Here is a 21,962-nt window from a genome sequence, read left to right as displayed (position 1 = left end):
GCAGCGGCACGCCAGCCCCGAGCCCGGCCTCAGCGCAGCCCCGCCTCAGCGCAGCCCGGCCTCAGCCGAGGATCGCGGTGACCGCCTCGGTGTCGCCGGCCCGGTGGGCGGCGAGCAGCTTCGCGAACTCCTCCGACGGCAGGATGCGCACGCCGAGTTCCTCCGCCTTGGCGGCCTTGGACCCGGCGCCGTCGCCGACGACGACGAGGTCGGTCTTCTTCGACACCGAACCGGACGACTTTCCGCCCAGCTCCTCGACGGCCTCGTTGCCCTCGTTGCGGGTCAGGCCCGGCACCGAACCGGTGACGACCACGGTCATCGGCGTACCGTCGGCCCGCTGCAGGGGGAGCGCCCCGCCGGCGGCCGGCTCCGCGGGGGACGCCGACGGGGATGCTGACGGGGGAGTGGCACCCGGCTCGACCATGTTCACGCCGCGCTCGGTGAGCTTCGCGATGACCGGCGCGAGGTCGACCAGCTCGGCGGCGATGACCGTGGCGCGTTCCGGTCCGACGCCCTCGACCCGTTGCAGCGCCTCGACGTCGGCGTCGAGCAGGTTCCGCATCGTGGCGAAGTGCCTGGCCAGACGGCGGGACATCGACCGGCCGGTCATCCGCACGCCGAGGCCGGTGAGCACGCGGGACAGCGGCTTCTCCTTGCTGGCGCGGATGTTGTCGACGAGCTTGGTGGCCGACGTGCGACCGAGCCGGTCGAGCTGCGACAGCGTCTCGACGTCGAGGTCGTACAGGTCGGCCGGGTCGACGACGAGGGCGCGGGCGACCAGGTTGCGGATGATGGTGTCGCCGAGCCCCTCGATGTCCATGCTGTCGCGGGCGGCGAAGTACTGCAGCGCCTCGGCCGCGCCGCAGGCCCGGCCGCGCACGCAGCGCCAGCGCTTCTGGGACCGGTCGATGTCGCCGCCGCAGCGCGGGCACACGTCGGGTGGCTCGAACGCGACCGCGTCGCCGGGACGCAGGTCGTGCTGCGCACCGGTGATCTCGGGAATGACGTCGCCGGCCCGCCGCACGAACACCGTGTCGCCGACCCGCACGTCGCGGCGCACCAGGTCGTCGAAGTTGTGCAGCGTCGCCGAGGTGACCACGACGCCGCCGACCTGCACCGGCGCCAGCACCGCGACCGGAGTGATGACCCCGGTGCGCCCGACCTGCACCTCGATGCCCAGCAGGACCGTGGTGCGGGTGTCGGCCGGGAACTTGAACGCGATCGCCCACCGGGGAGCCCGGCTCGACGAGCCCGCCCGGTTGCGGTCGTCGGCCCGGTCGGCCTTGACCACCGCGCCGTCGACGGCGAACCCCAGCTCGCCCCGGCGGGCACCGAGCGAGCGCACCGCCTCGACCACCTCGTCGATCGTCGCGCAGCGGGCCATGCCGGCGGTCGACCCGCCGGTCGTCGCCAGTCCCAGCGCCGTGACCCGGGCCATCGCGCCGCTGTGCGTGTCGCCTCTCTCGGCGACAGATCCACCGTTTCCGCCGTTCTCGGCGGCCGGCAGATCCTGGACGCTGTAGGCGAAGAAGCTCAACGGCGCCTCGTACTTGCGGTCCTGCGCCCGGAGCGTGCCGGCGGCACCGCTGCGCGGGTTGGCGAACGGCGGCTCGCCGTGCCCGGTGCGCAGCTCGTTCGCCCGCTTGAAGTTGGCCTCGGTCATGAACACCTCGCCGCGCACCTCGACGGTGACCGGCTCGGCCAGCGTGGCCGGCAGACCGGCGACCAGCCGCGCCTGCGGCGTGACGTCCTCGCCGGCCAGGCCGTCGCCGCGGGTGACGAGCCGGTCGAGCCGCCCGTCGACGTACCGGGCGGAGACCGCCATCCCGTCGATCTTCGGCTCGACCGTGTACCCGCCGGTGGCTCCCCCCACCAGCTTCTCCAGCCGGACCGCCCAGGCGCGCAGCCCGTCGTCGTCGAACACGTTGTCGAGGCTGAGCATCGGCGTGCTGTGCGGCACGTCGCCACCGGCCGCGCCGGCGGCCACCGTGACCGTCGGCGACGCCTCGACCGTCCACTCCGGCCGCGCGGCCTCGGTGGCGGCGACCCGCGCGACGAGCGCGTCGTACTCGGCGTCGTCGATCACCAGGTCGGTGCCGGCATAGTACGCCTCGGCGGCGCCCCGGATCGCGACGACGGCCGCGCCGTACTCGGCCTCGCTCGGGTACGGCTCGGCGTGCCTCGCGTCGACTACCGGATCGACCGACGGAACAGACATGTATCCCCCCAACGCCTTCATGACAGCACCGATCCTAGAGAGCCGGTACGACACAAACAGGGGCCGTTCAGGATTCTGCAAGGTCTCCGCAGGCACCGTCCGCTTGGATCGACAGAGTTGCATCTGAACATCGGTCCCGGGGGGTGTCCGCATGTTTTCCCAGTTGCTGTACAGCCATCGGCGCCGCCGTGCGATGTCCCAGGAGGACCTCGCCCGGCGGGCCGGGCTCACCGCCCGCAGCATCCGCAACCTGGAGGGCGGCAGCGTCCGCACGCCCCGCCCGGGCACGGTGCAGCGGCTCGCCGACGGGCTGGCGCTCAACGGCGCCGACCGGGAGCGGTTCGAGTCGGCCGCCGTCGCCACCTACCTCGGTGAGCGCGAGTTCGAGACCGGCACCGCGCCGGGCCGCCCGCGGTTCGTGGTCACCGAGGGCGTGGTCAGCACGCCCGGCGGCGGCCTGTCCGTGCGGTGGACGCAGGAGTCGTCGGCCGACGCGTCCGACAACGAGTTCTGCGTGACCGTCCGGGGCTTCACCCCGCCACATACCGCCCGCCGTCCGGCCGACCTGCTGCGCGCGGTGCTCGACGCGTTGGGCGCGCACGCCCAGGACATCCCGGCGGATCCGGGCGTGGGGGCCGGCCCCGCAACGGGGGCGGACGCCGCGGCACCCGCGGCGTCCGTCGGGGCCGGGCCCCCGCCGGCGTCGCAGAACGGTCCGGCGTCGCAGAGTGGGCCGGCGTCCGTCGGGGCCGCACCACCGCTAGCGCCGCAGCGCGGTCCGGCGCCCGTCGTTGTCCCGCAGGTCGGGGTCGAGGCCGGCGTCGAGCAGCCGCCGCACCACCGCCGGGTCGAGGCCGTCCGCGACATGCAGCAGTGACTGACCCTGCGGCCCGCGCACGCCGCGCGGGTCGACGCCCGCGTCGAGCAGCCGGGCCACCTCGGCGGCGTCACCGTAGGCCGTCGCCAGGTAGAGGTGACGCGCGACAGCGCGCATCCTGCGCGGCAGCCGGCCGGCGCGCCGCTCCCAGGCGTGCTCGACCTCGAAGCAGCCGAACCGGCGCGCACCGAGCGCGTGGAGCACGCGTTCCCGGTCGGCGTCGCCGTGCGACAGCAGCCGGAGCTCGCCGTCGCGCCAGCCGACGTAGTGCCGGGCGCGGTGGCACTGCACGTGGAACCGCTCCGGCACGCTCACCCCGGGGGCGGGGAGGTACGGCCCGCGCGGCCGGTCGGAGAACACCGCCGTGCGTACCAGGGGCGGCAGTGCCGACGGGGCCAGGTCGCCGGTGTTCAGCGGGTCGAGGTACCAGGTGTAGGGAGGGGCCGCGTCGCGGAGGCCGTCGAGGTGCCGCACGTCCCACACGCAGCGGGGCAGGCGCGGCGGGTGGTAGACGGACCCGTCGACGACCAGCAGCACGAGCGGCACCGGCGCACCGGACTGGCGCGGCGCCCGCACCACCAGGGAGAGCTTCCCGTACCGGGCCAGCTCCAGCTGCCGGTGCACCAGCGGCTCCAGGTCGCCGCGGAGCAGGTGCCACCGCAGCACCTCCGGCGCCAGGTGGCGCATGTCGTCCTCGAACGCCGGCACGCCGTCGAGCCGTTCGAGAGTGAGGTCGAGGTCGACGCGGGTGACGCGGCACGCGCCGCGCCAGTCGCCCGCGTACCGCCGCACGGTGGCCGCGTGCACCACGTCGACACCCAGGTCGTACCGCCGCATCGGACCCCCTACCGGGCGGGACGGCCGGATTCGAACCGGCGTCCTCCGGGAAGATGAGTCCCGGCGCGACGACCTCTGCGCTACGCCCGCCGCGGGACATGCTAACCGGAGCCGGGATAGGTTCACGGCATGAAGATCCGGTGGCTCACGGTGTTCCTCGACCTCGCGCACGACCCGGACACCGCCGAGCCGTTCTGGGCCCGCGTCACCGGCACCGCGCTGTCCACCCGCCGCGGGCCCGACGGCGAGTTCGCCACGCTGCTGCCGCCGCACGGAGACGCGTACCTCCGCGTCCAGCGGGTGCGGTCGGAGGCCGGCGGCTGCCACCTCGACCTGCACGTCGACCCGGACGCGCTCGACAATGCCGCCGCCCGCGCGGTGGACCTCGGCGCGCGGGAGCGGTTCCGCGAGGCCGGCGAGGTGATCGTCCTCGACAGCCCCGGCGGGTTCCCGTTCTGCTTCGTGCCCTGGACCGGCGAGGCCACGGTCCCCGAGCCGCCGGACCTCGACGGCGCGGGACAGAGCCGGCTCGACCAGCTGTGCCTCGACGTGCCGCCGCACCTGCTCGACGCCGAGCGCGCGTTCTGGGCGGCGGTCACCGGCTGGGAGGCGCGCACCGGGTCGCGCCCGGAGTTCGGGTTCCTCGTCCGCCCCGCCGGCATGCCGGTCCGCATCCTGTTCCAACGGCTGGACAGCGACGGCGCGCGCGTCACCGGTCACGTCGACTTCTCCAGCGACGACCGCGAGCGCCTCGCGGCCGCGCACACGGCGGCGGGCGCGCGGACCGTCGCGACGTTCCCGATGTGGACCACGATGGCCGACCCCACCGGCCGGCTCTACTGCCTGACCGCCCGGGACCCCCGCACCGGCGGGCTGCCTCAACCGGCGCCGGGCAGGTAGTTCTCCAGCAGGGCCGGGGTGAGGCCGGCCGCCTTGATCGCCTGCAGGGCCGCGATGAAGTCGTCGACGAACCGCGGCCGGAAGTGCATGAGGATGATGTCGCCGCGCCGCACGGTCGCACCCTCCTGGAACCGGACCACGCCGTCGTTGACGGTCTCCTTCCAGAACAGGGCGGCGAGCATCCCGCAGTCGCGCATGACCTGCAGCGTGGTGGCGTCGTGCTCGCCGAACGGCGCCCGGAACAGCGTCGGCCGCCGGCCGTAGATCGCGCCGAGCTGGTCGGCCGACCCGCAGACCTCCCGCCGCTGGAAGGCGTACGGCATCCCCTTCAGCCGCGGATGGCTCACCGTGTGCGCCTGGATGCCGGCGCCGGGGAACCCGGTGAAGTAGGCCGGGTCGCCCCGGATGGCGTTGACGGTCAGGAACAGCGTCACCGGGACCCCGGCGGCCTTCACCAGCGCGACCGCCTCGGGCAGCCGCACCCACCCGTCGTCGATGGTGATGAACGCCACCGGCTGGTCGGTCGGGACCCGGGCCAGCCACGCCGCGCGCGGACCGGCGGCGAGCGGCACCGGGACGGCCGCCGGCGGCGGGTCGAACCGCGGCACCCGGCTCATCACCTCGGCGGGCACCCCCGGATGCGCCGGCCCGGCCGGGTCCGGCGGACGCACGGCCGCCGCGGGCGGTTCGAGCGCGAGGCGGCCGATGACCCGCACCGTCTGCCGGGCCGTGGCCGGTCCGAGCGTGGCGAGCAGCACGAGGGCGAGCAGCAGGCCGGTGATACGGGCCGGCGCGTTCTCCATATGCTCCTCGACGGGCCGGACCGGCAGATCGGTTGCCCGGGACCGTACCGGTGCCGACCCGTCGAATCAGGCGTTTGCTCATCTCCCCCGCCATCAGGTGATCCCGGGGTAAACCGGGTGTCCACCCCGCGCTCACGGAGCGCGTCCGTCACAATTGATCAGTGACGACCCATGCGGCGCAGGCATATCTCGATCTCGAGCGGGAGGTGGCCACCCGGGGCTCCGGCCTCGACCGGCTGCACCTCGTCGAGGTTCCGTTCGTGCCGGAGGTGCGGCTGCACCTCGCCGAGGACCCCACCGTGTGGTGGGCCAGGATGGAGGCCCGGGCCGACGCGCGGCTCGCGCCGCCCTACTGGGCCTCCGCGTGGGCCGGCGGCCGCGCCGTCGCCCGGTACGTGCTCGACCACCCGGAGACCGTCGCCGGCCGGCGGGTGCTCGACCTGGCCGCCGGGTCGGGCCTGGTGGCCATCGCGGCCGGGCTGGCCGGAGCCACGAAGGTCGTCGCCAACGACGTCGACCCGTACGCGATCGCGGCGATCACGCTCAACGCGAAGGCCAACGACGTGGCGGTCACCGAGTGCCACGCCGACCTCCTCGACGGAGACGACGGGTGCGGCGCCGACGCGCAGGTCGTGCTCGCCGGTGACGTGTTCTACGACGACGCGCTGGCCGGGCGCATGCTGGCGTTCCTGGACCGCATGGCCGCGCGGGGCGCCGTCGTGCTGGTCGGCGACCCCGGCCGGGGTCACGTACCCGAGGGCCGGTTCCAGACGCTCGAGACCTACCCGCTGCCCCGGGCCGACGCCTTCGCCGACGCCCAGCTGACCACGATGAACGTGCTCCGGCTGCTGGGCTAGCCCGCGTCCTGACCGGGCGCTACCGGGCCAGGGCGTCGACGATCGCGTTCACCACGCCCTGCCAGTGCTTGCGCTGCAGTTCCCGTTCCGCCGCGTCGGCCAGGCGCTCCTGGTGCACGCCCAGCCGCGCCCGACCCTCGCCGGCCGGCGTGACGCTCAGCTGCAGCGTCGTGTCGTGCCGCCAGTCCGGCGGCCGCCAGGTGAGCCGGATCCGGCGGTGCCGCGTGAAGCTGCGGGTCTCGCCACGCACGCCCGCCGTGGTCTCGTAGCCCTCGCCGGGCTCGGGCGACACCGTGACGCCCTCGCCCAGCCAGATCGCCGTGCCGGCGGAGGAGGTGAGGAAGTCCCACACCTCCTCGACGGAGTGGTCGAGCGTCTTCGAGACACCGATCTGCCAGCCGGCGTCCTTCGTCCGTCCCACCTCCGCCGGTCTCATGACGCCGGCACCGCCGCGACGGCACTGACCTCGACGAGCGCACCCGGCACGCCCAACCGCGCCACGAACGCGGCCGCGACCAGCGGCGCCGCGCCCTCCAGGCCCTCGGCCGCGACCGGGTAGGCCGCGGCGATGTCCTCGCCGTCGACCATCAGCACGTTCACCACCACCAGATCATGGACGGTGGCACCGGCGGCCGCCAGCGCGGTGCGCACGTTCTCCATCGTCTTCCGGGTCTGCGCGGCGATGTCGCCCTCGCCGACCAGCGTGCCGTCGGCGGTGACGGAGTTCTGGCCGCCCACGTACACCGTGGTCATACCCGGCGGCACGATCGCGACGTGGGTGAACGCGGGCGACTGGACGAGTCCTTCGGGACGCAGCAGTGTCTTCATACCGCCGAGCGTGGCAGCCAACCCGGACAGTTTCTGTCAGGGTATGGGGATGAGCGCCGTTTCCCGCCGGCTCGAGGTCCTCGCGCTCCTGCAGGCGCACCCGGGCATCTCCGCGGTCTCCCTGTCCGAGCGCCTCGGCGTCACCGAGCGGACCACCCGCCGTGACATCGCCCAGCTGCGCGACCTCGGCTACCACATCGAGGGCGAAGCCGGCCGCGCCGGCGGCTACCGGCTCGGGCCCGGCCGCGAGATGCCGCCGCTGCTCCTCGACGCCGACGAGGTGGCCGCCGTCGCGGTCGGGCTGCGTACGGCGGTCGCGGTCGACGGTCTGGAGGCCGCGGCGGTCACCGCGTTCGCGAAGCTCACCCGCGTCGTGCCGGCGAAATGGCGGACCCGCCTGAGCGCGCTCGGCGAGGTCCAGTCGCTACCGGACGCCCACCCGCGGCGGGCCGGCCGCGACGTGCTGGTCGCCCTGGCCCTCGCGTGCCGGGCCGGCGAGGCGGTGCGGATCCGGCACCGCCGCAACGGGACCGGTGCCCTGAAGCCGGTCGAGGTGCAGCCGCACCGGGTGGTGGCGGTGCGGCGGCGCTGGTACCTGGTCGCGTGCCCCCGCGGCGCCGACCGGTGGCTGGCGTACGGGGTCGACCGGGTCGAGTCGGCGCAGCCCCTGGGCGTCCGGCTGGACGTGCCCGACCCGCCACCCGACGCGGTCGCGTTCGTGGCGGAGAAGCTGGCCCACGGCCCGTGGCGCCACCGGGTGCGCGTCCGGGTCCACACCTCCGCCGACCTGGTCCGCGACCTGGTCGACCCGACCACCGCCACCGTCGTGGACGACGGCGACACGTGCGAGCTGAGGTTCGGCACCGACGACCTCGACTGGGCCGCGCGCTGGCTGACCTACCTGAACCTCGACTTCGACGTGATCGAGCCCGAGTCCCTGGCCACCCACCTGGGCGGGCTCGGCGCCTGGCTCGCCGACCGCTACTGACCCCATCCGCCGGCTTGACAGCCGCAGCGTTTGGTTGCATGGTTAGTTACACCTGTAGCTAACCAGTTGGGCGGCTAAGCAGACGATGGACGACGACCGACCGATCTTCCTTCAGATCGCCGAGCTGATCGAGAACTCGATCATCGACGGGTCGCTGGCGGAGGAGGCACAGGTCCCGTCCACCACCGAGCTCGCCGCCTTCCACCGGATCAACCCGGCCACCGCGCTCAAGGGCGTCAACCAGCTCGTGTCGGAGGGAACGCTCTACAAGCGACGCGGCATCGGCATGTTCGTCGCGGGTGGCGCCCGGGCCAGGCTGCGGGAGCGGCGACGGGAACGGTTCACCGAACAGTACGTGGAACCCCTGCTCGCCGAGGCGCGCAAGCTCGGCATCGGCCACGAGGAGCTGATGAAGATGATCGATTCATTCGGTGCGGATGTCGGGAGGGACCTGGGATGACGGCGGTGGTAACCGCACACGGGGTGACCAAGCGCTTTGGTGACGTCATGGCGCTCGACGGCGTGAGCTTCACGGTGGCCGAGAACACGATCTACGGCCTGCTCGGGCGCAACGGGGCGGGCAAGACCACCCTGATGCAGATCCTCACCGGGCAGGCGTTCGCGTCGTCGGGGAACGTGTCGGTCTTCGACGCGCCACCGGTGGAGAACCCGGCCGTCCTGTCGAAGGTATGTTTCGTCCGGGAGAGCCAGCGTTACCCCCACTTCTACACCGTGCGCCACGTCTTCGGCACCGCCCGCCGGCTGTTCGCGAACTGGGACGACGTGTTCGCGCGCGGCCTCGCCGCGGACTTCCAGCTACCGGCCGGGCGGCTGGTCCGCAAGCTCTCGCGGGGCATGCTGTCGGCCCTCGGCGTGACCGTCGGGCTGGCCGCACGGGCGCCCCTGACGCTCTTCGACGAGCCGTACCTCGGGCTCGACCCGGCCGCCCGGCAGCTGTTCTACGACCGCCTGCTCGCCGACTACGCGGGGCATCCCCGCACCGTGGTGCTGTCGACCCACCTCATCGACGAGGTGAGCGATCTGGTCGAGCGGGTGCTGCTCATCGACCGTGGCCGGCTGCTGCTCGACGAGGACGCCGACGACCTGCGCGGGCGGGCGGTGGCGGCCACCGGTCGGGCCGAGGCCGTGGACGGGTTCGCGGCCGGACGCACCGAGCTGCACCGCGAGCGGTTGAGCGGCCAGGTCCGGTCGACCATCCTCGGTGGGCTCGGACCGCACGCGACGGCGCTCGCGCAGGCGCTGGACGTGAAGCTGGAGCCGCTGTCGTTGCAGCAACTCGTGGTCCGCCTGACCGCACCACCGAAGACAACAGCGCCGCCGGCTTCGGCGCCCGCGGACCGGGAGGCCGCCCGATGAACCGCATCCGTCGGGTGGCCCGTCTCCAGCTACCGGCCTGGCCGCACATGGCGGGCTGGACGTGGGGCATGACGGCCGTCGTGTTCGGCATCAACCTGCTGAGCGTCATGGCGAACCGCGACCCGGGCGACGGCGTGGCGAACACCGGCGGCGTGGCCAGCCTGTACGCCATCGCGATCGGGATGGCCACCACCTCGGTCACCCAGATCTTCCCGTACGCGCTGGGCATGAGCGTGACCCGCCGGGAGTTCTACCTGGCCTGGTCGCTGCTCGCGGTCGTCCAGTCGGTGGTCTACGCGCTGGTGCTCTGCCTGCTGCGCGCCGTGGAACAGGCCACCGGCCACTGGGGGGTCGGGATGCGCTTCTTCGACCTGCCGTTCATGGACGACGTCGACCCGGTGCTGCTCCCGGTCGGGTACGCGGTACCCATGCTGGTCGTGACCCACCTCGGGATCCTGCTCGGCACGGTGTACCTGCGCTGGGGCAGCACGGGCGTCCTCACCGGCATCACCCTGGCGATCACGGCGCTCGGGCTGGCCGCGGCGCTGATCACGTGGACCCGGCAGTGGCACGAGATCGGCCGCTGGCTGCTCGACCAGTCGCACACGGCGCTGCTCGTCGGCTGGCCGGTCCTGGTGGCCGCCGCGTTCGCGGCGGGCGGGTACGGGCTCATCCGCCGCGCCACGGCGTAGTCGCGGCGCCGACATCGCCGCGGTCGACGCCCACCGGGCGGCGACGTTCATCGATACGATCGGGCGATGCGGCGGGTCACGGCCACACAGGCGCTCCTCGGTGGGATCGTCGCCGGCGGCGCGATCACCGCTCTCGTCGCCGCCAGCACCCTCTGGCTGAACCGCCCCGACCTCCTGCCCGACGCCGGCTCGCACTGGTACCGCTGGCAGCGCCCCGGCAGGTCGACCACCGTCATGGTCGGTGCCTGGACGCTCTACGCCCTGCACCAGGTCGGCTTCTGGGCCCTGATCCGGTACGGCCAGCAGCGCGTCGGGCGGTACACCCCGGGCCTGCACCGGGTGAACGTGCTCGCCCTGGCCTGGAACGGGTTCTTCGTCGCCGTCCACTATGTACAGACGCAGGCCGGGTACGACGGGCTGGCACAGGACGTGCCGATCTGGACGTCCCAGTGGTCGGTCATCGTGCTGCTGGTCTGGGTGCTGCTGATGGAGGAGGACCGGCGCGGCCTGTTCTTCGGCCGCACCGTGCCCACGCCCGGCGGGAAGGCGACGAGGGACTGGGCCCGGAAGTACCACGGCTACTACTTCGCCTGGGCGGCCGTCTACACGTTCTGGTTCCACCCGATGGAGACGACCACCGGCCACCTCGTCGGGTTCCTCTACATGTTCCTGATCCTGGTGCAGGGCAGCCTGTTCCTGACCCGCGCGCACGTCGACCGGCGCTGGACGGTCGTGCTCGAGGTGCTGGTGCTCTTCCACGGGTTCCTGGTCGCCCTGAACAGCCCGAAGCAGCTGTGGTTCCAGTTCGGCTGGGGCTTCGCCACCATCTTCGTCGTCACGCAGATGCACGGGCTCGGCTGGCCCCGCTGGGCGAAGTGGACCACCGGCCTCGCCTACGTGCTGTCGGTGTGCGCGGTGGTGGCCTGGTTCGGCACCGACCGGCTCACGGAGCTGCCGCGCGTACCGGTCGCCGAGTACGCGGCCGTGTTCGTTCTCGCCGGTCTGTTCGCGGCCGGCCTGGCCATCGCGAGAGCGGCCAGGGTCAACGCGCATCGATAGGGTCGCCTATCATGCCCGGAGCACACGTCACCCAATGACGTCGGTCGATGCTGGCCGTGCGCATCCCGAAGAGGTGAGCATGAGGCGCCGGAACTGGTCCATCAGGTCGCGGATCGTCGCGCTCGTCCTCCCGCCGATGTTCATGTTCGTCACGTACTGGCTCATCGGCATGATGGCCAGCGGCATCGCCTCGGTGAACCTGCTCAACGCGGAGGAGGCGCGCACCGGCGTCCTCGACCCGGGTGCCACGGTCGTCACCGAACTGCAGCGCGAGCGTCAGCTCTCGGCCGCGACCATCGCCGGGCGCGGCGACGCGCCGGCGGGCCTGCGCGAGCAGCGGACCCGCACCGACGCCGCCGTCGCCGACTACGGCCGCCGGGCGACGAACGCCGACGGGGTCTCCGACCGGGCCGCGACGCGCGTCGCGGAGAGCGTCACCGCGTTCGACTCCCTCGGCGCGACCCGGGCCACCGTCGACACCACGCTGCCGGAACGCGTCGCCGCGCTGGCCGACTACGACCGGCTCGTCGACGCGGTGTTCCGCGTGTACCAGCCGCTCATGGAGCTCGACGACCCCGAGGCGACCCGGCTGCTGCGCGCGTCGGTCCACGTCGCCGCGGCCCGTGAGCAGCTCGCGCGGCAGGACGCGATCCTCACGCTCGGCCGGTTCACCGCCGCCGAGCAGTCCCAGTTCAACCGCGCCACGGGTGCCCGCCGCCAGCTGCTGGCCGAGGCCTCGACCGAGCTCGACGGCGCGGCGCGCACCGGCTTCTCCGAGCTCGCCTCCTCCACCGAGCTGGTCGCCCTGGAGACGCTGGAGAACCGGGCGACCGCTCCCACGCCGGCCGAGTGGTCCGCGGTCCGCGGGCCGGCCGACCGGCGGATGCGGGCGTTCGAGGCCGACCTGAACGGGTGGCTCGCCGAGCGCGTCGACACGGTCAGCACGCTGTGGTACTGGCGGTTCGGGCTGGCCGCTGTCGTCGGTCTCGTCGCGATCGTCCTCACGATCGCGATCACGCTGCGCGTGGGCAGCTCGCTGATCCGCAGGCTGCGCGGCCTGCGCAGCGCCGCACTCGACCACGCCCTGGTGCGCCTGCCCGGCGTCGTGCGGCGGCTGCGCCACGGCGAGCCGGTCGACCTGGCCGCCGAGGCGCCCGAGCTGGAGTTCGGTACCGACGAGATCGGCGAGGTCGGGCGCGCGTTCAGCGCGGCGCAGCGCACGGCGGTGGAGTCGGCCGTGCAGGAGGCGCAGGTGCGGCGCGGTCTCAACGAGGTCTTCCTGAACATCGCCCGGCGCAGCCAGACGCTGCTGCACCGGCAGCTGACCCTGCTCGACCGGATGGAGCGGCGCACCACCGACCCGCAGGAGCTGGAGGACCTGTTCCGCATCGACCACATGGCCACCCGCATGCGCCGCCACGCGGAGGACCTGGTGATCCTGGCCGGTGCCGCGCCCGGGCGCGGCTGGCGCGAGCCGGTGCCGCTGGTCGACGTGGTGCGCGGCGCGGTGTCCGAGGTCGAGGACTACACGCGCGTCGAGATCCGCACGATCCCCGAGGCGTCGTTGAGCGGCCGCGCGGTGACCGACCTCATCCACCTGCTGGCCGAGCTGATCGAGAACGCCACCTCGTTCTCGCCGCCGCACACGAAGGTCAACGTCGTGGGCCAGCTGGTGCCGAACGGGTTCGCGGTCGAGGTCGAGGACCGCGGCCTCGGCATGAGCGAACCGGAGCTCGCCGACGCCAACGCCCGCCTGCGCCAGCCACCCGAGTTCGACCCGACCAACAGCGCCCGCCTCGGCCTGTTCGTCGTGGCACTGCTCGCCGCCCGGCTGGGCGCGCAGGTCACGCTGCGCCAGTCGCCGTTCGGCGGGGTCACGGCCGTGGTGCTGGTCCCGCCGGATCTCGTGGTCACGGAACCGGTGGCCGTCTCCGTCGGGGTCGAGGCCGTCGCGGCGCTGCCCGCTCCGCCGCCGGAGATTGTGAAACCGGCGTCGGGGCCGGAGCCACTCGACCAGCTTCGCGGGCCAACGCCGCTCGACCGGCCCGTCGGCGGCCCTACCGAACCGCTGGCCGAGCTGACCGAGGACGGCCTGCCCCGGCGCGTCCGCCGGTCGGCACCGCAACCGGCCGCCGACGCCACCGACGAGCCGGTCGCGCGGCGATCACCCGAACAGACCCGCGCCATGATGTCGGCGTTCCAGAGCGCCTCCACCCGTGGACGGCGCGACGCCGCGGCAGAACCCGAGCAGGAGACCTGATGTCCGACACGACCAGTCGCGCGACGCTGGACTGGCTGCTCGACGACCTCGTCAACCGGGTCCCGTCGACTCGGCACGCCGCCGTGATGTCGGCCGACGGGCTGCTCACCGGATGCTCGGCCGGCCTGGGGCGCGAGGACGCCGAGCACCTCGCCGCGATCGCGGCCGGGTACCAGAGCCTCGGCCGCGGGTCGGCGCGTCGGTTCGGTGGGGGCCGGTCGGTGCGCCAGACCATCGTGGAGATGGAGTCGGGTTTCCTGTTCGTCACCGCCGCCGGTCAGGGTGCCTGCCTGGCGGTCATCTCCGACGCCGACGCCGACATCGGTGTCATCGCCTACGAGATGGCGATGCTCGTCGCGCGCGTGGGTCCGTACCTGTCGACACCGACCCGGCCGGGTGTCCATGGTTGACCGGTCCCACAGATGGCTCGACGGTGACGCCGGCCCCCTGGTACGCCCGTACACGCTCACCGGTGGCCGGGTCCGCCCGTCGGCCGGGCTGAACCTGGTCGCCTACGTGGTGGCCACCGGTGCCGAGCCCGACCCGACGCGCTACCGGACGCCGGAGCACCGGCGCATCCTCGCGATGGCGGCCGCGCCGACGTCGGTCGTCGAACTGGCGGCGCGCCTCGATCTCGCGCTGAGCGTGGTGCGTATCATGCTCGGCGACCTCGTGGACGACGGGCTGATCAGCGTCCACGAGCCGGCCGGCGACGCCGACGACACCGCGACCCTGGAGGCGGTCATCCATGTCCTACGGGAGCTCTGAGCGGCGGCGGCCCGCTCCCGTCGCGTTGAAGATCCTCGTGGCGGGCGGGTTCGGGGTCGGCAAGACGACGATGGTCGGTGCGGTGAGCGAGATCATGCCGCTGCGCACCGAGGAGCAGCTCACCGACGCCGGCGTGGGCGTCGACGACGTGGCCGGCGTGGAGGAGAAGACGACCACCACGGTCGCACTCGACTTCGGCCGCATCACGATCAACGAACGCCTGGTGGTGTACCTGTTCGGCACGCCGGGCCAGAAGCGCTTCTGGTACCTTTGGGAGGACCTGGCGATCGGCGCCCTCGGCGCGGTGGTGCTGGCCGACACCCGCCGGCTCGCCGACTGCTTCCCGTCCCTGGACTACTTCGAGGAGCTGGGCCTGCCGTTCCTCGTGGCCGTCAACTGCTTCGACGGTCGGCAGATCCACACCTCCGACGCCGTGCGCCGGGCCCTCGACCTCGACCCGATGGTGCCGATCCTCCTGTGCGACGCCCGGGAGCGGAACTCGGCCCGGGACGTGCTGGTGGCCCTGGTCGAACACGTCCGCGACCTCCGCCTGGCCACCCGCCGCTGACCCGCGTTCCCTGACGCCCGGCGACACGGGCACCCCGTCGACCGGACGGTCAGGCGAACTCGTGGTACATGACGTGCAGGCCCACGCGGCCCAGCGTCGGGTGCTCGAACGCGCGCGGTACCGTGCCGACGACGTCGAACCCGAGCCGCCGGTACAGCTCGACCGCCGACCGGTTCGTCTCCACCACGGCGTTGAACTGCATGGCGGCGTACCCGTCGCGCCGGGCCCAGTCGAGCGCGTGGCGGCACAGCGCGGTGCCGACGCCCCGTCCCCGGTGGTCGGCGGCCACGAGGAACGTGGCGGTGCTCACGTGCGCACCGGGTCCGCTCCGGTTGGGTCCCATCTTCGCGGTCCCGACGACGGTGCCCTCCGCGGTGACCGCGACCACGACGCGGCCCGGCGGCGCCTCCGCCCAGACCGACCGGCCCTGCGACTCGCTCATGGCCGGGTCGTACGGAATAGTCTCCCGGGCGCCGACCACCTCCCGGAGAATCGCCCACACAGCGGGCCAGTCGTTCTCGTGGAAGTGGCGGATCAGCACACGTCGACCCTATGCGAGCCGGCCGAGGCCAGCGACCGTGGAGACGCGGCCCGGCTCAGTGCAGGGTGAGCCCGTGCACGAGGTCCGGCCCGAAGTGGCGCCTGGCGACCTCGTCGATGGCCGGGCACGGGTCGTGTTCGCCGAACTTGAAGGTGTGGACGATGCACACGCCCGCCTGCTGGGTCGGACCGCCGGGTTCGTCCATCAGCTGGTTCATGACCAGCCACCGGGCCTGCGGACGCGACAAGCCGTAACAGACCAGCACGGTACGCGCGTCCTCGTACCAGTAGTGCTCCAGGATCCGCGGGTTGTCGAAGTCGAGGCTGGCGAAGATCACCGCCACGTCCTCGTCGCCGACCGGCGCCCGCGCCAGGGCCGGCAGCACGTCGAGCACCTCGTCGCCCTTCGCCAGCACGCGGGCGTCGGTCAGCGGGTCGCCGGCGACGGCCTGCCACACGGCGCCGTCGCTCCACAGCAGGGTCTCGTTGACGTCCACGCGACCGGCGACGAGCGTCCACGGCGTCCGCACGATGCGGCTGCGCGCGAGGTCCAGCACGAGCCGCCCCAACGCCTCGGCGTCGGGCGCCGTCGCCTGCCGCGGCGCGACGAACGCGTCCTTCCAGATCCCCATCGCCGCCCAGTATGGCCGGCGCCGCAAGTGGGTACCGTGGCTGATCGTGCACGTCGCGCTCGAGCTGCTCGTTCTCGCCGGGGTGCTCGGGTTCGCGGTGGCCCGTCCGCGTGGGCTGCCGGAGGCGGTCGCGGCCGTGCCGGGCGCCGCGGTGGTCGTCGTGTTCGGGCTCGTGTCGTGGCGCGAGGTCCGCGGCGAGGTCGCCGCGCTCGCGCCGACCGTGGGGTTCCTGGCCGCCGTGCTCGTGCTCGCCCATCTGGCGGACCGGCACCGCGTGTTCCAGTACGCCGGGACGCTCATCGGCGCGGCCAGCCACGGCTCGCCCGTCCGGCTGCTGCGCCTGGTGTTCGTGCTCGCGGCGGTGGTCACGGCGGCCCTGAGCCTCGACGCGACGGTGGTACTGCTGACCCCGGTGGTGCTGGCGACCGCCACCCGCACCGGGATGCGCCCGGGTCCGCACGTGTACGCGTGCGGTCACCTGGCGAACTCGGCGTCGCTGCTGCTGCCGGTCTCGAACCTCACGAACCTGTTGGCCTTCCACGCCAGCGGCCTCAGCTTCGTGCGGTTCGCTCTGGTCATGGCGCTGCCGTGGGCCGCGGTCGTCGCGGTCGAGTACCTCGTGCTGCGCCGGGCGTTCGCGGCCGACCTGGCCGCGTCGGCCCCCGAGCCGCCGCCGCCGGATCCGCAGCGGCCGCCAATGTTCGCGCTGGCCGTTCTGGCGATGACCCTCGTGGGACTGGCGGTGGCCGAACCCGTCGGTGTACCGCCGGCCGTGGTGGCGGCGGTGGGCGCGCTGGCCCTGGCGGTTCCGCTGTTCCGCCGCGGGGAGGGCGGTGTGGTGGACCTGGTGCGTGCGGCGAACCTGCCGTTCTGCGCGTTCGTGTTCGCGTTGGGTGTCGTCGTGCTCGCGGTGCGCACCGGGCCGGTCGGGTCGTTCGTGGGGCGGTTCGTGCCCGACGGCGGCGGCCTCGTCGCCATGCTGGCCGTGGCGGTGCTCGCCGCCGTGCTGGCCAACCTCGTCAACAACCTGCCGGCGACGCTGATGCTGGTGCCGCTGGTGGCCCACTCGCCCGAGCTGGTGCTGGCGATGCTGGTGGGGGTGAACGTGGGCCCGAACCTCACCTACGTCGGTTCGCTGGCCACGCTGCTGTGGCGGCAGGTGCTGCACACGCGTGACCATCCGCCGGGGACCCGCGACTTCCTGCGTCTCGGCGCGCTGACCGTGCCCGCGTGCCTGCTCGTCGCGGTCGGTGCGTTGTGGGTGGGCCTGCAGGTGTTCGGGGTTCGTCCACAATGAGTCGGATGAGGATCGTCGTGTGGGTGGCCGAGGCCACGTGGCCGTCGTGTGTCGACGCCGCCCGGATGCTGCCGGCGTCGGAGGTCGTGCTGCTGCACGTCACCGGTCCGGACACCGAACGTGCCGTCGACGGCGCCCGCGCCGGTCTCCTCGGCCGGGGCCTGCCCGCCGACGGGTCGGCTGCCGCGCTGCTCGAGGCCGCCCGGAACGCGCTGCTCGACGACGCGACGGCGAGGCTGGGACGCGCCGCCACGCGCGTCACCCGCCAGGGCCGCCCCGAACGCGAGGTGGTCGCCGCGTGCGCCGAGGCCGACCTGCTGATCCTCGCCCGCGACGGCGACCGTGGCCGGCTGGGTCCGAAGAGCCTGGGCCCGCACACCCGGTTCGTCGTCGACCATGCGCCGTGCCGGGTGCTCCTCGTCTGGCCCGACGACCCACCCACCCTGGAGACGATGCCGCCCCCGCCGCCGCACTAGATTTAGCTAGTGCTGGACCGTGATGGCGACTTTTCGCGGTTCTGGCGCGGGCGAAACAGCAGAAAGTCGCCACCACCATGGATCTTGCCGACCGGGCGGTCAGGGCGTGACCCGTCAACCCTCGCAAGACTTCTGCGGGCGGTAATACTTCGTTACGTCGCAGACCGCACCGTGCCGCTGATGGCCGTGCGGCCGGCGGCCGGCGGCCGGGCAAAGCCGAAATTCTGCCTCGGATTCCCCCGGCTCTGATCGCTGAATGCGAGCGGCGGTGATCCGGCATGGCCTAGCGGCGCATCGTGCCGAAGAGCGCCTTCGCCTTCTCGGGTGGCACCGCGACGAACGTGCCGGTCGCCTCGACCAGGATGGCGTCCGGGTCGGCGGCGGTGGCGATGATGCCGTGTGCGGTGACCTTGCGGCCGTTGACGTCGGTGACGCGGCCGGTCAGGTGCAGCGGGGTCTGCAGCGGGACGGGCGCCCGGTAGACGGTGTCGAGCCTGACCGTCATGCCGGGGTGGCCCGACGCGGTGGTGGCGTAGCCGAGCATGTGGTCGAGCAGCAGCGCGCTGATGCCGCCGTGTGCGTACATTGGCGGACCCTCGTAGGCCAACCCGAGCGTGCACGCGCCGACCACCACCCCGTCGACGATCTCGGCCCGCACCGGTGGCGCGAGCGCGCTGCCGGTACCGGACACCGGGTTGTACATGCGGATGCCGCCGAGGAGGTCGTCGGCGGTGGGCAGCTGCGTGCGACCGCGCGGGCGGTCGGCGAGGGGACCGGTGACGCGGCGGACGTCGTCTGCGACCCGGCGGATCGTCTCGGCGTCGACCTCGGTGACGGTGGCCCGCTCGACCAGCTCGCGCAGCGCGGCACCCAGCTCGTCGATGGCGGTGCGCCGGTCGTGCAGCGCTTCGTCGTGTGCGCCGTTGCCGGTGCTTCCGTGTGTGGGGTGGTAGCTGCGCCAGATCATGTGGACCTCCGCGCAACGGTATCACGTTCTATTCCTGGCCCATCAAGTGCCATAGTCAAGCGCGGATCCGTCGGTATAACCTGTTCTAGTCTTGCGCCTCGCTCGAAGGGGGTCGGATGCCCGAGTTCGATGTGGTGGTGGTCGGTGCGGGTGCGGCCGGGATGGCCGGCGCGCTCACGGCCGCCAAGCGTGGGCTGCGCACCGTGGTCATCGAGAAGGCGGCGGTCTTCGGGGGCTCGGCCGCCCGGTCGGGCGCCGGCATCTGGGTCCCGAACAACGAGGTGATCCTCGCGGCGGGGGTGCCGGACACGCCCGCGAAGGCCAGCGAGTACATGTCGAGAGTGGTCGGCGACGACGTGCCGGCGGCCCGGATCCAGGCGTACCTCACCAACGGCCCGGCCATGATCGCGTTCCTGCTGCGCAACAGCCCGCTGCGGTTCGCGTGGATGGAGGGCTACTCCGACTACTATCCGGAGCTTCCCGGCGGCATGCCGAACGGCCGGTCGGTCGAGCCGCAGGCGCTCGACGCCAACATCCTCGGCGCGGAGTACGCGAACCTGAACCCGTCGTACATCCCGTCGCCGCCGGGAACGGTCGTCTACACCATCGACTACAAGTGGCTCGCGCTCATCGCCCGTCACCCCAAGGGTCTCGCCACGGCGACCGAGATGGTCAGCCGTTACCTGGCGCTGACGCTGCAGGGCAGGAAGCCCATCACGATGGGACAGGCGCTCGCCGGTGGGCTGCGCGCGGGTCTTCTCGCCGCCGGCGTGCCGGTGTGGCTGAACACGCCGCTGGTCGACCTGGTGGTCGAGGGTGGCCGGGTCACCGGGGTGAAGGCGGTGCAGAACGGTCAGGAACTGCTGATCCGGGCGCGGCGCGGGGTCATCGTCGGCTCGGGCGGGTTCGAGCACAACGAGGCGATGCGCAAGCAGTACCAGCAGGCGCCGATCGGTTCCGGGTGGACGGTCGGCGCGGCCGCCAACACCGGCGACGGCATCGAGGCGGGGCAGCGCGCCGGTGCCGAGCTCGACCTGATGGACAGCGCGTGGTGGGGTCCGATGATCCCGCTGCCCGAGGGCCCCTACTTCTGCCTGTCCGAGCGCACCCTGCCGGGCAACATCTTCGTCGACGCGACGGGGCGGCGGTTCGTCAACGAGGCCGCGCCGTACGGCGACGTCGTGCACGTCATGTACGAGGGGAACCACTTCCCCGCGTGGATGGTCACCGACCAGCGTTACCGGAACCGGTACCTCTTCAAGGACCTGTCGCCGGCGCTGCCGTACCCGGAGGAGTGGTACCGGTCCGGTGCGCTCGTCAGGGACTGGACCATCGAGGGGCTCGCGGCGAAGATCGGGGTGCCGCCGGCCGCGTTGCGGGCGACCGTCACCCGCTTCAACGCGATGGCCCGCGCCGGGCGCGACACCGACTTCCGCCGTGGCGACAGCCGCTACGACGCCTACTTCGCCGACCCGACCAACTCGCCGAGCCCGTGCCTCGCCGAGCTCGTGCTGCCGCCGTACTACGCGATGAAGATCGTGCCGGGTGACCTCGGCACGAACGGCGGCCTCCGTACCGACGCGCGGGCCCGCGTCCTGCGCGGGGACAACACCGTGATCCCCGGCCTGTACGCCGCCGGCAACGCCAGCTCCGCCGTGATGGGCTACGGCTACGCGGGAGCGGGCTCCACCCTCGGGCCCGCGATGACCTTCGGGTACGTGGCCGCCCGCGACATCGCCAGCTCTTGATCAAGCAGGGCCTGAGCTCTTTCAAGGAGGTTCGTAATGCCGAAGGTCAGCGTGTCCCAGGAAGCCGCCGTCCCGCCGGAGCGCGCGTGGGAGCTCGCGAGCAACCTGTCGCGGTACGGCGAGTGGCTCACCATGCACGAAGGGTTCACCACCGACGTTCCGTCCGACCCCAAGGCCGGCGACACCTACAAGCAGAAGGTGAAGCTGATGGGCATGCCGGCCGAGATCGCGTGGCGCGTGGTCGCCGCCGAGGCGCCCGGCAGGCTGGAGCTGGCGGGCGACGGTCCGATGAACGTGAAGGCCAGCAACCGCACCACGATCGAACCCTCGGAGACCGGCTCCCGGATCACCCTGGAGATGGAGTTCAACGGCCCCGCGCTGGCCGGCCCGATGGCCGGAATGGTGGAAAAGCAGGCCGGCTCCGCCGCAAAGGACTCGCTCGCGAAGTTCGTCGCACTGCTGAGCTGACGCCCGCTCACGGCGGACGCGAGGTGGTGGGGGCCGCATGTTGCGCAGCGGAGCTCGACGCTCTACTCCGCGGAGCAACATGCGGCCCCCACCACCGTCCTAACGCATCAGGAGGCGCGCCGCCAGTTCCAGATGGTTGAGGACGTCGTTCGCCGACGCCCGGCGGGTGACCCACGCCACCAGGTTGGACAGCCACACGTCGCCGATGACCCGTGCCACGGCCCGGTCGTCGGCCGACGCCTCGCCCTCGTGCATGGCGCGGACGAACATGTCCTCCATCAGGCGCGCCACCGTGTTGACCTCGGCCGCGGCCGACGGGTCGGCGAACATGAACGCGCGGGTCATCGCCTCGGTGAGCTGCGGTTCGCGCTGCATCGTGCGGGTCACCTTGCCGAGCACGAACAGCGTGCGCTCGTACGAGGAGTCGCCCGGGATGTTCATGCGGTCGAGCTTCTCGAGCGTGCGCTCGAACTCGCGGGCCAGCGCCGACACCAGCAGGTGGATCTTCGACGGGAAGTACCGGTACAGCGTTCCCAGGGCCACGTCGGCCTTCTCGGCCACCGTGCGCATCTGCACCGCGTCGTACCCGCCCTTGGACGCGAGGGCCAGCGTGGCGTCGAGGATGCGGCGACGGCGTTCGCGCTGGGCGGCCGATCCCTGTTCGGCATCGGTCGGGTCCTTCAGCTGCTTCAGCCCGCCCGTACTGGTACGTGTTTTAGGCGCTGCCATCGGGTCCTCTCGTGGCGTCGACTCGAGCCGGTCGCGCTCTATGGTTCCGGGTGCGTGTTTCTGTTCGATGAAC

25 protein-coding genes and 1 tRNA gene are annotated in these 21,962 nt (G+C 72.8%); 16 read left to right on the top strand and 10 right to left on the bottom strand.

Annotated features, from left to right (window positions below; genetic code table 11):
* Window positions 1-61: 61 nt before the first annotated feature.
* Window positions 62-2,218: an NAD-dependent DNA ligase LigA gene (ligA, locus tag Voc01_RS29940; protein ID WP_203930939.1), complete on the bottom strand. Its 2,157-nt coding sequence runs from the start codon at window positions 2,216-2,218 to the stop codon at window positions 62-64.
* 151 nt (window positions 2,219-2,369) lie between these two features.
* On the opposite strand from ligA, the gene Voc01_RS29935 reads away from it, so the two are divergent.
* Complete coding sequence (locus Voc01_RS29935; RefSeq protein WP_203930938.1) at window positions 2,370-3,095, top strand: helix-turn-helix domain-containing protein; 726 nt, start codon at window positions 2,370-2,372, stop codon at window positions 3,093-3,095.
* Here the strand turns inward: Voc01_RS29935 and Voc01_RS29930 are convergent.
* Entirely contained in the window at window positions 2,979-3,932 is a 954-nt protein-coding gene (locus tag Voc01_RS29930; protein WP_203930937.1) for an ankyrin repeat domain-containing protein, read from the bottom strand. The genes Voc01_RS29935 and Voc01_RS29930 overlap by 117 nt on opposite strands.
* A 14-nt stretch (window positions 3,933-3,946) precedes the next feature.
* Window positions 3,947-4,022, bottom strand: a tRNA-Met gene (locus tag Voc01_RS29925).
* Between the two features lie 39 nt (window positions 4,023-4,061).
* Between Voc01_RS29925 and Voc01_RS29920 the strand changes: the two genes are divergently transcribed.
* Window positions 4,062-4,832, top strand: coding sequence for a VOC family protein (locus Voc01_RS29920; RefSeq protein WP_203930936.1), 771 nt, complete (start codon window positions 4,062-4,064; stop codon window positions 4,830-4,832).
* Here the strand turns inward: Voc01_RS29920 and Voc01_RS29915 are convergent.
* Window positions 4,811-5,635 (bottom strand): polysaccharide deacetylase family protein, encoded by an 825-nt coding sequence (locus Voc01_RS29915; protein WP_203930935.1) that lies wholly within the window; start codon window positions 5,633-5,635, stop codon window positions 4,811-4,813. The genes Voc01_RS29920 and Voc01_RS29915 overlap by 22 nt on opposite strands.
* A 161-nt stretch (window positions 5,636-5,796) precedes the next feature.
* Here Voc01_RS29915 and Voc01_RS29910 point away from each other — a divergent pair, with 161 nt between their 5' ends.
* Window positions 5,797-6,492: a class I SAM-dependent methyltransferase gene (locus tag Voc01_RS29910; protein ID WP_239160573.1), complete on the top strand. Its 696-nt coding sequence runs from the start codon at window positions 5,797-5,799 to the stop codon at window positions 6,490-6,492.
* A gap of 19 nt (window positions 6,493-6,511) precedes the next feature.
* Here Voc01_RS29910 and Voc01_RS29905 read toward each other — a convergent pair whose 3' ends face one another.
* Both Voc01_RS29905 and Voc01_RS29900 read right to left on the bottom strand, forming a co-directional pair.
* Window positions 6,512-6,928, bottom strand: a complete 417-nt coding sequence (locus Voc01_RS29905) for an SRPBCC family protein (protein ID WP_203930934.1) — start codon at window positions 6,926-6,928, stop codon at window positions 6,512-6,514.
* Window positions 6,925-7,320 carry a RidA family protein gene (locus Voc01_RS29900; RefSeq protein WP_203930933.1) on the bottom strand — a complete coding sequence of 132 codons (396 nt, stop codon included), beginning with the start codon at window positions 7,318-7,320 and terminating at the stop codon, window positions 6,925-6,927. The genes Voc01_RS29905 and Voc01_RS29900 overlap by 4 nt, the downstream gene beginning before the upstream one ends.
* Before the next feature lie 49 nt (window positions 7,321-7,369).
* On the opposite strand from Voc01_RS29900, the gene Voc01_RS29895 reads away from it, so the two are divergent.
* The 9 genes from Voc01_RS29895 to Voc01_RS29855 all read left to right on the top strand — a co-directional run bounded on the left by Voc01_RS29895 (window position 7,370) and on the right by Voc01_RS29855 (window position 15,032).
* Window positions 7,370-8,308 (top strand): helix-turn-helix transcriptional regulator, encoded by a 939-nt coding sequence (locus Voc01_RS29895; RefSeq protein WP_203930932.1) that lies wholly within the window; start codon window positions 7,370-7,372, stop codon window positions 8,306-8,308.
* A gap of 85 nt (window positions 8,309-8,393) precedes the next feature.
* Complete coding sequence (locus Voc01_RS29890; RefSeq protein WP_203930931.1) at window positions 8,394-8,768, top strand: GntR family transcriptional regulator; 375 nt, start codon at window positions 8,394-8,396, stop codon at window positions 8,766-8,768.
* Window positions 8,765-9,685, top strand: a complete 921-nt coding sequence (locus tag Voc01_RS29885) for an ABC transporter ATP-binding protein (protein WP_203930930.1) — start codon at window positions 8,765-8,767, stop codon at window positions 9,683-9,685. The genes Voc01_RS29890 and Voc01_RS29885 overlap by 4 nt, the downstream gene beginning before the upstream one ends.
* Window positions 9,682-10,377 carry an ABC transporter permease gene (locus Voc01_RS29880; RefSeq protein WP_203930929.1) on the top strand — a complete coding sequence of 232 codons (696 nt, stop codon included), beginning with the start codon at window positions 9,682-9,684 and terminating at the stop codon, window positions 10,375-10,377. Before Voc01_RS29885 ends, Voc01_RS29880 begins: the two co-directional genes overlap by 4 nt.
* Before the next feature lie 66 nt (window positions 10,378-10,443).
* Entirely contained in the window at window positions 10,444-11,436 is a 993-nt protein-coding gene (locus Voc01_RS29875) for a hypothetical protein (protein WP_203930928.1), read from the top strand.
* 79 nt (window positions 11,437-11,515) lie between these two features.
* Window positions 11,516-13,696 (top strand): sensor histidine kinase, encoded by a 2,181-nt coding sequence (locus tag Voc01_RS29870; protein ID WP_203930927.1) that lies wholly within the window; start codon window positions 11,516-11,518, stop codon window positions 13,694-13,696.
* Window positions 13,696-14,106, top strand: a complete 411-nt coding sequence (locus tag Voc01_RS29865; RefSeq protein ID WP_203930926.1) for a roadblock/LC7 domain-containing protein — start codon at window positions 13,696-13,698, stop codon at window positions 14,104-14,106. The genes Voc01_RS29870 and Voc01_RS29865 overlap by 1 nt, the downstream gene beginning before the upstream one ends.
* Window positions 14,099-14,464: a DUF742 domain-containing protein gene (locus tag Voc01_RS29860; RefSeq protein WP_203930925.1), complete on the top strand. Its 366-nt coding sequence runs from the start codon at window positions 14,099-14,101 to the stop codon at window positions 14,462-14,464. Before Voc01_RS29865 ends, Voc01_RS29860 begins: the two co-directional genes overlap by 8 nt.
* Window positions 14,445-15,032 carry a GTP-binding protein gene (locus tag Voc01_RS29855; RefSeq protein WP_203930924.1) on the top strand — a complete coding sequence of 196 codons (588 nt, stop codon included), beginning with the start codon at window positions 14,445-14,447 and terminating at the stop codon, window positions 15,030-15,032. Before Voc01_RS29860 ends, Voc01_RS29855 begins: the two co-directional genes overlap by 20 nt.
* Before the next feature lie 49 nt (window positions 15,033-15,081).
* Here the strand turns inward: Voc01_RS29855 and Voc01_RS29850 are convergent, their stop codons facing one another.
* On the bottom strand, window positions 15,082-15,573 hold the full coding sequence (locus Voc01_RS29850) for a GNAT family N-acetyltransferase (protein WP_203930923.1): 492 nt from the start codon (window positions 15,571-15,573) through the stop codon (window positions 15,082-15,084).
* A 55-nt stretch (window positions 15,574-15,628) separates the two neighbouring features.
* On the bottom strand, window positions 15,629-16,204 hold the full coding sequence (locus tag Voc01_RS29845; protein WP_203930922.1) for a hypothetical protein: 576 nt from the start codon (window positions 16,202-16,204) through the stop codon (window positions 15,629-15,631).
* A gap of 46 nt (window positions 16,205-16,250) precedes the next feature.
* On the opposite strand from Voc01_RS29845, the gene Voc01_RS29840 reads away from it, so the two are divergent.
* Entirely contained in the window at window positions 16,251-17,501 is a 1,251-nt protein-coding gene (locus Voc01_RS29840) for an SLC13 family permease (protein ID WP_203930921.1), read from the top strand.
* Between the two features lie 5 nt (window positions 17,502-17,506).
* Window positions 17,507-17,977: a universal stress protein gene (locus Voc01_RS29835; RefSeq protein WP_203930920.1), complete on the top strand. Its 471-nt coding sequence runs from the start codon at window positions 17,507-17,509 to the stop codon at window positions 17,975-17,977.
* 283 nt (window positions 17,978-18,260) lie between these two features.
* Here Voc01_RS29835 and Voc01_RS29830 read toward each other — a convergent pair whose 3' ends face one another.
* Window positions 18,261-18,944 carry a PaaI family thioesterase gene (locus Voc01_RS29830; RefSeq protein ID WP_203930919.1) on the bottom strand — a complete coding sequence of 228 codons (684 nt, stop codon included), beginning with the start codon at window positions 18,942-18,944 and terminating at the stop codon, window positions 18,261-18,263.
* Window positions 18,945-19,060: 116 nt separating this feature from the next.
* On the opposite strand from Voc01_RS29830, the gene kstD reads away from it, so the two are divergent.
* Window positions 19,061-20,692, top strand: a complete 1,632-nt coding sequence (gene kstD / locus Voc01_RS29825; protein WP_203930918.1) for a 3-oxosteroid 1-dehydrogenase — start codon at window positions 19,061-19,063, stop codon at window positions 20,690-20,692.
* Window positions 20,693-20,728: 36 nt separating this feature from the next.
* Window positions 20,729-21,160 carry a type II toxin-antitoxin system Rv0910 family toxin gene (locus Voc01_RS29820; protein WP_203930917.1) on the top strand — a complete coding sequence of 144 codons (432 nt, stop codon included), beginning with the start codon at window positions 20,729-20,731 and terminating at the stop codon, window positions 21,158-21,160.
* A gap of 99 nt (window positions 21,161-21,259) precedes the next feature.
* On the opposite strand, the gene kstR is transcribed toward Voc01_RS29820, so the two are convergent.
* On the bottom strand, window positions 21,260-21,889 hold the full coding sequence (gene kstR / locus Voc01_RS29815) for a cholesterol catabolism transcriptional regulator KstR (protein ID WP_203930916.1): 630 nt from the start codon (window positions 21,887-21,889) through the stop codon (window positions 21,260-21,262).
* Window positions 21,890-21,962: the final 73 nt, after the last annotated feature.

The organism is Virgisporangium ochraceum (assembly GCF_016863655.1).
In the GTDB taxonomy this organism is placed as follows: Bacteria; Actinomycetota; Actinomycetes; order Mycobacteriales; family Micromonosporaceae; genus Virgisporangium; species Virgisporangium ochraceum.
This window is presented reverse-complemented; position numbering and strand designations above follow the sequence as displayed.

Coding starts and splice junctions, on each gene's coding strand:
- ligA (WP_203930939.1), bottom strand. CDS start 2,218: ATGTCTGTTCCGTCGGTCGATCCGGTAGTCGACGCGAGGCACGCCGAG.
- Voc01_RS29935 (WP_203930938.1), top strand. CDS start 2,370: ATGTTTTCCCAGTTGCTGTACAGCCATCGGCGCCGCCGTGCGATGTCC.
- Voc01_RS29930 (WP_203930937.1), bottom strand. CDS start 3,932: ATGCGGCGGTACGACCTGGGTGTCGACGTGGTGCACGCGGCCACCGTG.
- Voc01_RS29920 (WP_203930936.1), top strand. CDS start 4,062: ATGAAGATCCGGTGGCTCACGGTGTTCCTCGACCTCGCGCACGACCCG.
- Voc01_RS29915 (WP_203930935.1), bottom strand. CDS start 5,635: ATGGAGAACGCGCCGGCCCGTATCACCGGCCTGCTGCTCGCCCTCGTG.
- Voc01_RS29905 (WP_203930934.1), bottom strand. CDS start 6,928: ATGAGACCGGCGGAGGTGGGACGGACGAAGGACGCCGGCTGGCAGATC.
- Voc01_RS29900 (WP_203930933.1), bottom strand. CDS start 7,320: ATGAAGACACTGCTGCGTCCCGAAGGACTCGTCCAGTCGCCCGCGTTC.
- Voc01_RS29895 (WP_203930932.1), top strand. CDS start 7,370: ATGAGCGCCGTTTCCCGCCGGCTCGAGGTCCTCGCGCTCCTGCAGGCG.
- Voc01_RS29890 (WP_203930931.1), top strand. CDS start 8,394: ATGGACGACGACCGACCGATCTTCCTTCAGATCGCCGAGCTGATCGAG.
- Voc01_RS29885 (WP_203930930.1), top strand. CDS start 8,765: ATGACGGCGGTGGTAACCGCACACGGGGTGACCAAGCGCTTTGGTGAC.
- Voc01_RS29880 (WP_203930929.1), top strand. CDS start 9,682: ATGAACCGCATCCGTCGGGTGGCCCGTCTCCAGCTACCGGCCTGGCCG.
- Voc01_RS29875 (WP_203930928.1), top strand. CDS start 10,444: ATGCGGCGGGTCACGGCCACACAGGCGCTCCTCGGTGGGATCGTCGCC.
- Voc01_RS29870 (WP_203930927.1), top strand. CDS start 11,516: ATGAGGCGCCGGAACTGGTCCATCAGGTCGCGGATCGTCGCGCTCGTC.
- Voc01_RS29865 (WP_203930926.1), top strand. CDS start 13,696: ATGTCCGACACGACCAGTCGCGCGACGCTGGACTGGCTGCTCGACGAC.
- Voc01_RS29860 (WP_203930925.1), top strand. CDS start 14,099: ATGGTTGACCGGTCCCACAGATGGCTCGACGGTGACGCCGGCCCCCTG.
- Voc01_RS29855 (WP_203930924.1), top strand. CDS start 14,445: ATGTCCTACGGGAGCTCTGAGCGGCGGCGGCCCGCTCCCGTCGCGTTG.
- Voc01_RS29845 (WP_203930922.1), bottom strand. CDS start 16,204: ATGGGGATCTGGAAGGACGCGTTCGTCGCGCCGCGGCAGGCGACGGCG.
- Voc01_RS29835 (WP_203930920.1), top strand. CDS start 17,507: ATGAGGATCGTCGTGTGGGTGGCCGAGGCCACGTGGCCGTCGTGTGTC.
- Voc01_RS29830 (WP_203930919.1), bottom strand. CDS start 18,944: ATGATCTGGCGCAGCTACCACCCCACACACGGAAGCACCGGCAACGGC.
- kstD (WP_203930918.1), top strand. CDS start 19,061: ATGCCCGAGTTCGATGTGGTGGTGGTCGGTGCGGGTGCGGCCGGGATG.
- Voc01_RS29820 (WP_203930917.1), top strand. CDS start 20,729: ATGCCGAAGGTCAGCGTGTCCCAGGAAGCCGCCGTCCCGCCGGAGCGC.
- kstR (WP_203930916.1), bottom strand. CDS start 21,889: ATGGCAGCGCCTAAAACACGTACCAGTACGGGCGGGCTGAAGCAGCTG.